At 71.4% G+C, this 7,211-nt stretch carries 7 protein-coding genes; 3 read left to right on the top strand and 4 right to left on the bottom strand.

Features of this window, described 5'->3' with window-relative positions:
- Positions 1 to 68: 68 nt before the first annotated feature.
- Genes ACN6LD_RS41630 through ACN6LD_RS41615 form a run of 4 tightly spaced genes read right to left on the bottom strand, consistent with a single transcriptional unit; the run spans position 69 to position 3,899 of the window.
- Positions 69 to 524, bottom strand: a complete 456-nt coding sequence (locus ACN6LD_RS41630) for a MaoC family dehydratase (RefSeq protein WP_319187031.1) — start codon at positions 522 to 524, stop codon at positions 69 to 71.
- A gap of 40 nt (positions 525 to 564) precedes the next feature.
- Positions 565 to 2,070, bottom strand: coding sequence for an acyl-CoA synthetase (locus tag ACN6LD_RS41625; protein WP_445045877.1), 1,506 nt, complete (start codon positions 2,068 to 2,070; stop codon positions 565 to 567).
- Positions 2,071 to 2,082: 12 nt separating this feature from the next.
- Positions 2,083 to 2,958: an amidohydrolase family protein gene (locus ACN6LD_RS41620; RefSeq protein WP_445045878.1), complete on the bottom strand. Its 876-nt coding sequence runs from the start codon at positions 2,956 to 2,958 to the stop codon at positions 2,083 to 2,085.
- Positions 2,959 to 2,981: 23 nt separating this feature from the next.
- Positions 2,982 to 3,899 (bottom strand): SDR family NAD(P)-dependent oxidoreductase, encoded by a 918-nt coding sequence (locus tag ACN6LD_RS41615; RefSeq protein ID WP_319187035.1) that lies wholly within the window; start codon positions 3,897 to 3,899, stop codon positions 2,982 to 2,984.
- Between the two features lie 252 nt (positions 3,900 to 4,151).
- Between ACN6LD_RS41615 and ACN6LD_RS41610 the strand changes: the two genes are divergently transcribed.
- From ACN6LD_RS41610 to ACN6LD_RS41600, 3 genes are all read left to right on the top strand, one after another.
- On the top strand, positions 4,152 to 4,577 hold the full coding sequence (locus ACN6LD_RS41610) for a MarR family winged helix-turn-helix transcriptional regulator (protein WP_319187053.1): 426 nt from the start codon (positions 4,152 to 4,154) through the stop codon (positions 4,575 to 4,577).
- A gap of 68 nt (positions 4,578 to 4,645) precedes the next feature.
- Positions 4,646 to 5,425 (top strand): IclR family transcriptional regulator, encoded by a 780-nt coding sequence (locus ACN6LD_RS41605; RefSeq protein WP_319187037.1) that lies wholly within the window; start codon positions 4,646 to 4,648, stop codon positions 5,423 to 5,425.
- A gap of 347 nt (positions 5,426 to 5,772) precedes the next feature.
- Entirely contained in the window at positions 5,773 to 7,167 is a 1,395-nt protein-coding gene (locus ACN6LD_RS41600; RefSeq protein ID WP_319187039.1) for a glycoside hydrolase family 16 protein, read from the top strand.
- Positions 7,168 to 7,211: the final 44 nt, after the last annotated feature.

The raw sequence follows: 7,211 nt of genomic DNA, 5'->3' as shown, positions 1-7,211 counted from the left end.
ACCGCGCGGCCGGCACGACCGGTCCGCGGTTCCCCGCGCCCCTCACCCTGCGCTGCCCGGGTCAGCCCTTATCCGTAGAACCGCGAGAGGCTCTGCAGCACGGCCGCGGGCTTCGCGCCGCCCTCGATCTCGATCGCCCCGTCGACGGTGATCTGCACCCCGCCCGGAACGTCCTCGACGTCGGTCAGCTTGCCGACGAGACGGATCCGCGAGCCGACCTTGACCGGCGAGGGGAAGCGGACCTTGTTCAGCCCGTAGTTGACCTTGGTCGTGACGCCCTGGACGTCGAGCAGTTCGGTGAAGAGGGGAATGAAGAGGGACAGAGTCAGGTAGCCGTGGGCGATCGGCGCTCCGAAGGGTCCTGCCGCGGCCTTCTCCGGGTCCACGTGGATCCACTGGTGATCGCCGGTCGCGTCGGCGAACGTGTCGATGCGCTCCTGGGTGACCTCGATCCACTCGCTGGTGCCCAGCTCGCTGCCGGACAGCTTCCTCAGCTCGTCGAGGCCGTTGACGATGATGCTCATATACCGTTCCTCACAGGGGAGTTGCTCATAGCGGAGTCATTCAGGAGTGGGCGCCGAACCGGGAGCGCACCCGGGCCTTGAGGAGCTTGCCCGAGGCGGTGCGCGGCAGTTCGTCCGCGATCACCACCGACTTGGGGATCTTGTACTTGGCGAGCCGGCCCGCCAGCGAGGCCAGCACCTGGCCGGGGTCGATCGTGGCGCCCTCGCGGGGCACGACGACCGCGCGGGGCACCTCGCCCCACTTGTCGTCCGCCACCCCGATGACCGCGCACTCGACGATGTCGGGGTGGGCCAGCAGCAGGTCCTCGATCTCGGCGGGGTAGATGTTCTCCCCACCCGAGATGATCATGTCCTTGATGCGGTCGACGATGTGCACGTATCCGTCCTCGTCGACCCGGGCGGCGTCCCCGCTGCGGAACCAGCCGTCGGCGAAGGCCGCGGCCGTCTCCTCGGGCAGCCCCCAGTAGCCGGGCATGACGTGCGGGCCGCGGACCATGACCTCGCCGGTCTCGCCGGCCTCGACGGGAGCCATGTCCGGCCGTACGACCCGCACGTCGCTGAAGAAGTGCGGGACGCCTGCCGAACCGGCCTTGCTGACGGCGTGCTCGGCGTCCAGGAAGAGCGTGCCGGGCGAGGCCTCGGTCATGCCGTAGCCCTGCAGGAAGGTCAGGCCGCGTGCCTGGTAGGCCTCGATGAGCGGCGAGGACACCGGGGAGCCGCCGCAGGTCAGGATGCGCAGGGAGGACAGGTCGGCGGTGGGCCAGCGCGGATGCCGGGCGACCTGGTCGAACATGGTCGGCACCCCGAACATGAAGGTGATCCGGTGCTCCTCGATCAGGTCGAGGGTGGCCTGCGGGTCGAAGGCCTCGACGAGGACGCAGGCGCCGCCCTTGAGGAGCACCGGCAGGGTCAGCATGTTCAGTCCGGCCGTGTGGAACAGCGGCGCGGAGACGAGGGCGCGTTCGTCGGCGATGAGGTCCGTGTCGACGAGGACGTTGATCGCGTTCCAGGTGAGGTTGCCGTGGGTGAGCATCGCGCCCTTGGGGCGGCCGGTGGTCCCCGAGGTGTACATGATGATGCAGGTGTCGTCGGGCGCGACCGGCGTGTCGATCGGCTCGTCCGGCGCCGCGGCGAGGGCCTCCTCGTACTCGGCCCCGACCTCGAGATACGTCCGGACGTCCGTGTGCCCGGGCAGTCCGGCGACGAGGCCCGCGTGCGAGGGCCCGTAGACGAGGGCCTTCGCCCCGGAGTCGGCGAGCTGGTAGGCGATCTCGGGGCCGGCCAGGCGGGTGTTCAGGGGGACGAAGACCGCGCCGAGGGCGCCGGCGGCGAACAGGGTCTCCAGATAGGAGGGGTGGTTCGGGCCGAGGTAGGCGATGCGGTCGCCACGCCGCACGCCCCGGGCGCGCAGGGCATGCGCGAGGCGGGTGGTGCGGGCGTGCAGGGTGCGGTAGTCCGTCGGCCGGCCGTCGTGGACCAGGGCGGTGCGGTGGGGGGTCTTGCGGGCCCGGCGAGCGGGCCAGGACCCCAGTCCCTCGTTGCGCATCTTCCACGCCCCTTACGGTGTGGTCAGCCCGAGCAGACGGGCGGCGTTCTCTTTGAGGATCTTCGGCTTCACCTCGTCCTTGATCGTCAGCTTGTCGAAGTCGGCGAGCCAGCGGTCGGGGGTGAGGACGGGGAAATCGGAGCCGAAGAGGACCTTGTCCTTCAGCAGCGTGTTGGCGTACTGCACGAGCTGCGGCGGGAAGTACTTCGGCGACCAGCCGGACAGGTCGATGTGCACGCCCGGCTTGTGGGTGGCGACCGCCAGGGCCTCGTCCTGCCAGGGGAACGACGGATGCGCCAGGATGATCTTGAGGTGCGGGAAGTCGGCGGCGACGTCGTCCACGTGCAGCGGATTGGAGTACTTGAGCCGGATCCCGCCGCCGCCCGGGACTCCGGCGCCGATGCCCGTCTGGCCGGTGTGGAACAGGGCGATGGTCCCCGTCTCCTCGATCACCTCGTACAGGTCGTACGCCACCGAGCGGTCGTTGGGGAAGAAGCCCTGGATGCTGGGGTGGAACTTGAAGCCCTTCACCCCGTACTCCTCGACCAGGCGGCGGGCCTGCTTCACGCCCGCCCTCCCCCGGAAGGGGTCGATGGAGGCGAAGGGGATGAGCACGTCGGCGTTGGCGGCGCCGGCCTCGGCGACCTCCTCGTTGGGGACGGGCGCGGTGCCGGTCGCGGACTCGGCGTCCACCGTGAAGATCACGGCGGCCATCCTCCGCTCCCGGTAGTACCGGGCCGTCTCCTCCAGGGTGGGCTTCCTCTTGCCCTCGACCTTGAAGTAGGCGGAGGACGCGTCGTGCAGGTCGTCGTCCAGGGAGGAGTGCCCCTTGGACGACACCTCCGCATGGGTGTGCACGTCGATGGCGACCAGTTCGTCGACGTTCATGGCGGGGTTCGCGGCGGGACTCATCACGCCTCCGGGAACGAGGGGGCCGGGATGCCGACCGTCTGGAGCTCGGCGCCGACCGAGGTGGGGAAGACGTCGGCCAGCGTCTCGGGGGTCCAGCCGCCGTCGGCGTAGGCCGTGCGGATCTCCTGCGGATGCGACCAGAGTGCCACCTTGTCGCCGCCGATGCCGATGGCCTGGCCGGTGATGCCCCGGGCGGCCTCGGAGGCCAGGAAGGGCACCAGGGCCGCGCAGTCCTCGGGGGTGCCGAAGCCCTCGCCCTTGCGCAGGAAGTCCGGGAACGGCTCGCCGTTCTTCAGGGCCTCGACGTACGGGGCGAAGGCGGGAATGGTCTCGGTCATCGCGGTGGCGGCCACCGGGACGATCGCGTTGACGGTGATGTTCGCGCGGCCCAGCTCCATCGACCAGGTCCGGGCGAACGCGGCGATGCCCGCCTTCGCGGCCGCGTAGTTCGTCTGGCCGAAGTTGCCGCGCTGGCCGGCCGGGGAGCCCACGAGGATCAGCGTGCCGCCCTCGCCCTGCTCGCGCATCCGCACCGCGGCGGCGCGGGCGCAGGTGAAGGTGCCCTTGAGGTGGGTGGTGATCACCGCGTCGAAGTCGTCGTCGGTCATCTTCCACAGCACCTTGTCGCGCAGGATGCCCGCGTTGGTGACCAGGACGTCGAGCCGCCCGAACTCCTCGACGGCCCGGTTCACCAGCCGCTCGGCCGCCTCGGTCGTACCGACCGGGACCACCTCGGCGACGGCCCTGCCGCCCGCCTCCACGAGGGACTTCACGGCCTGCTCGGCGACCGCCTCGTCCACGTCGTTGACGACGACGGCCGCGCCGTGGGCGGCCAGGGCGTGCGCATAGGCGAGGCCGAGGCCCCGGCCGCTGCCGGTGACGACGGCGACCTTGCCGGTGAGATCGATGCTGGGCACGACGGTGTCCCTTCACATGGGGAGTGCGGCCGGCCGCGGGAAGGCGGCCGGGCGGCACGAGGGGTACGACTTCGAGATCGAAGCTAAGAGCAATAATTGTCGTCGTCAATAGTTGTTGTCATCCCGAACGTGCGGCATGCTGAAATCTGTACGACGAACCGCCCCCGGGAGGGGACCGAGACCAGGGAGCCCGCCATCGCCCGCCAGGACAACGCAGTGAACGCCGCCCCGATCGACGGGGACGAGCCGTGGATGCGGGCACTGCACGCCGACACGGGCTACCTGCTCTACCGCCTGGGGCTGCGCTCGGGCCAGCTCTTCAACACGTTCCTCCAGGAGTCGGGGCTGCGGCTGCGCCACTACGCGGTGCTGCGCTTCCTCGCCACCTCCGAGGGCGCGCTCCAGCGCGAGCTGAGCACCCGGCTGGGCTACGACCCCAGCGCGATCGTCGGCCTGGTCGACGACCTGGAGAAGCTCGGCTTCGCCGAGCGCAGGCCGTCCCCCGACGACCGGCGCAGCAGGATCGTCGTCCTCACCGGGGACGGCCGCGCGTTCCTGCGCGGCACCGACGAGGCCGGCCTGCGGGTGACGAACGAACTGCTCGGCCCGCTGGCCCCGGCCGACCGCGACGCGCTCCACACCCTGCTGCTGCGGATCGCCGAGGACGGACTCTCCTGAGGACGTGAGCCCTCCCCCGCGAGCCGCCGCGCCCGACCCCGTCAGCCCGATCCCGCGAGGAGGACCCGATGGACCTGCCGGCCCCCACCGGGCACGCCCGCTCCGCGCCCGGCCGCCTGCTGTCCGTGCTCGCGGCGTTCGACCACACGCATCCCGCGCTGTCCCTCACCGACATCAGCCGCCGCGCCGGCCTGACCCTCAGCACCGCCCACCGACTGGTCGCCGCGCTGACCGACTGGGGCGCCCTGGAACGTGACGGGTCGGGGACCTACCACGTGGGGCTGCGGCTGTGGGAGGTCGCAGCGCTCGCGCCGCGCGGCCTGGCGCTGCGGCAGGCGGCGCTGCCTCACCTGGAGGACCTGTACGAGGCCACCCACGAGAACGTGCAGCTGGCCGTGCGGGACGGCCACGAGGTCGTCTACACCGAGTGGCTGTCGGGGCGGTCCGCGGTCGGCGTGCACATCCGGGTGGGCGCCCGCTGGCCCCTGCACGTCACCGGCGTCGGGCTGGCACTGCTGGCGCACGGCAGTCCTGACCTCCAGGAGGCCTACTGCGCACGTCCGTTGACGTCCTACACGGCCCACACCATCACCGATCCCGTGCGCTTGCGCAGGATGCTGGCCGAAGTGCGGCGCACGGGCGTCGCGGTGAGCAGCCGTCAGGTCACGGACGACGCCCTGTCGGTGGCCGCTCCGGTGCGCGGCCCGGACGGCGCCGTGACCGCCGCCGTCTCGGTCGTGGTCCCGCAGGCCGACGCCCAGGTGCCGGTCCTGGCCCCCGCCGTCCGCCTGGCCGCCCGCGGCATCTCCCGAGCCCTGGGCTGGCAGCCGCACCGACACCGCGACTGACCGGCCGGTCGCGGTCAGCTCCGTCGCATCGCGCCCGCCCGCGCCCTGCACGACAAGGCGGCGGGCTTCCACGGGTTCATCCGTCACGACTGCCCGCTCGCGTAGGGCCTCGCGCATCCGGGGCGCGCCGTACGACGGTGGCGCCGCGTCGGCAACTCCGTGGCGGACAGCGCGCTTGCACACGTTTGCGCGGTTCACCCCCTGAACTTCCGCGGCGGGGAAGGAGTTTCTTCGCTTTAAGTCTTGACGGCCCTCGAGGGGAAGAGCACATTGGGCGCACTTTGAGAGCGCTCTCAAATATGGGAAAGGCACCCGCGCCATCACTCCGTACCCGAGAGGCCCCCCTCATGAGTGCATCCTCCGGCATCCCCCGACGGCGACGCGCGCTCATCGCCGTGCTCAGCACGCTCGGCCTGGCGGCGGCCGCCGCCGCGGCCGTCACCCTGCCCGCGAACGCCTCCGCGCCCACGCCGCCGTCCGGGTGGACGCAGGTCTTCCTCGACGACTTCACCGGGGCCGCCGGCACCGGCGTCAACACCTCCGACTGGCAGTACAGCACCGGCACTTCGTATCCCGGCGGGCCCGCCAACTGGGGTACGGGCGAGGTCGAGACGATGACCGACAGCACGGCCAACGTCTCACTCGACGGCAACGGCAACCTGCGCATCACCCCGCTGCGGGACTCCGCCGGCCGCTGGACGTCCGGCCGCATCGAGACCAACCGCACCGACTTCCAGCCCCCGTCCGGCGGGAAGCTGCGCGTCGAGGCGCGCATCCAGATGCCGAACGTGACCGGCGCCGCCGCCGAGGGCTACTGGCCCGCGTTCTGGGCGCTGGGCGCACCGTACCGGGGCAACTACCAGAACTGGCCGGGCGTCGGCGAGCTGGACATCATGGAGAACGTCCAGGGCCTGAACAAGGTGTGGGCGACCATGCACTGCGGCAGCAACCCGGGCGGCCCGTGCAACGAGACGACCGGCATCGGCAACTCCGTCGCGTGTCCGAACACCACCTGCCAGTCCGGGTTCCACACCTACAGCATGGAGTGGGACCGCTCGGTGAGCCCCGAGGCGATCCGCTTCTACGTGGACGGCGTGAACTACCACACCGTCACCGCGAACCAGGTCGATGCGACGACGTGGACCAACGCCACGAACCACGGCTACTTCGTCATCCTGAACGTGGCGATGGGCGGGGCCTTCCCCGACGCCTTCGGCGGCGGCCTGGACGGCGACACCCAGTCGGGCCGTCCGATGGTCGTCGACTACGTGCAGGTGCTGCAGGCCGCGGGCACCGGCGGCGGCACGACGACGCCCCCGCCGTCCGGCAGCCGGGACGCCTACGGCACGATCCAGGCCGAGTCGTACGACAGCCAGTCGGGCACGATCACCGAGTCCACCTCGGACACCGGCGGCGGACAGAACATCGGCGCCCTCGCCAATGGCGACTGGGCGCTGTACAAGGGCGTGAAGTTCGGCTCCTCCGCCGCGACCCAGTTCAGGGCACGGGTAGCCGGCGGTGCGGCGGGCGGCGTCAGCGGACTGGTCGAGGTGCGCCTCGACAGCCGCAGCGCGGCGCCCGTCGGCAGCTTCGCGGTGGCCGCCACCGGCGGCTGGCAGAGCTGGCGGACGATCCCGGCGAACATCAGCTCCGTCACCGGCACCCACGACGTCTACCTGACCTTCACGAGCGGTCAGCCGGCGGACTTCGTGAACGTCAACTGGTTCACCTTCGGCCACTGACCGACGGCTCGACCACGCCGGGGGCCGGCCTCCCGCCGAGGCCG

This window comes from Streptomyces sp. SAS_272, assembly GCF_052543235.1.
This window is presented reverse-complemented; position numbering and strand designations above follow the sequence as displayed.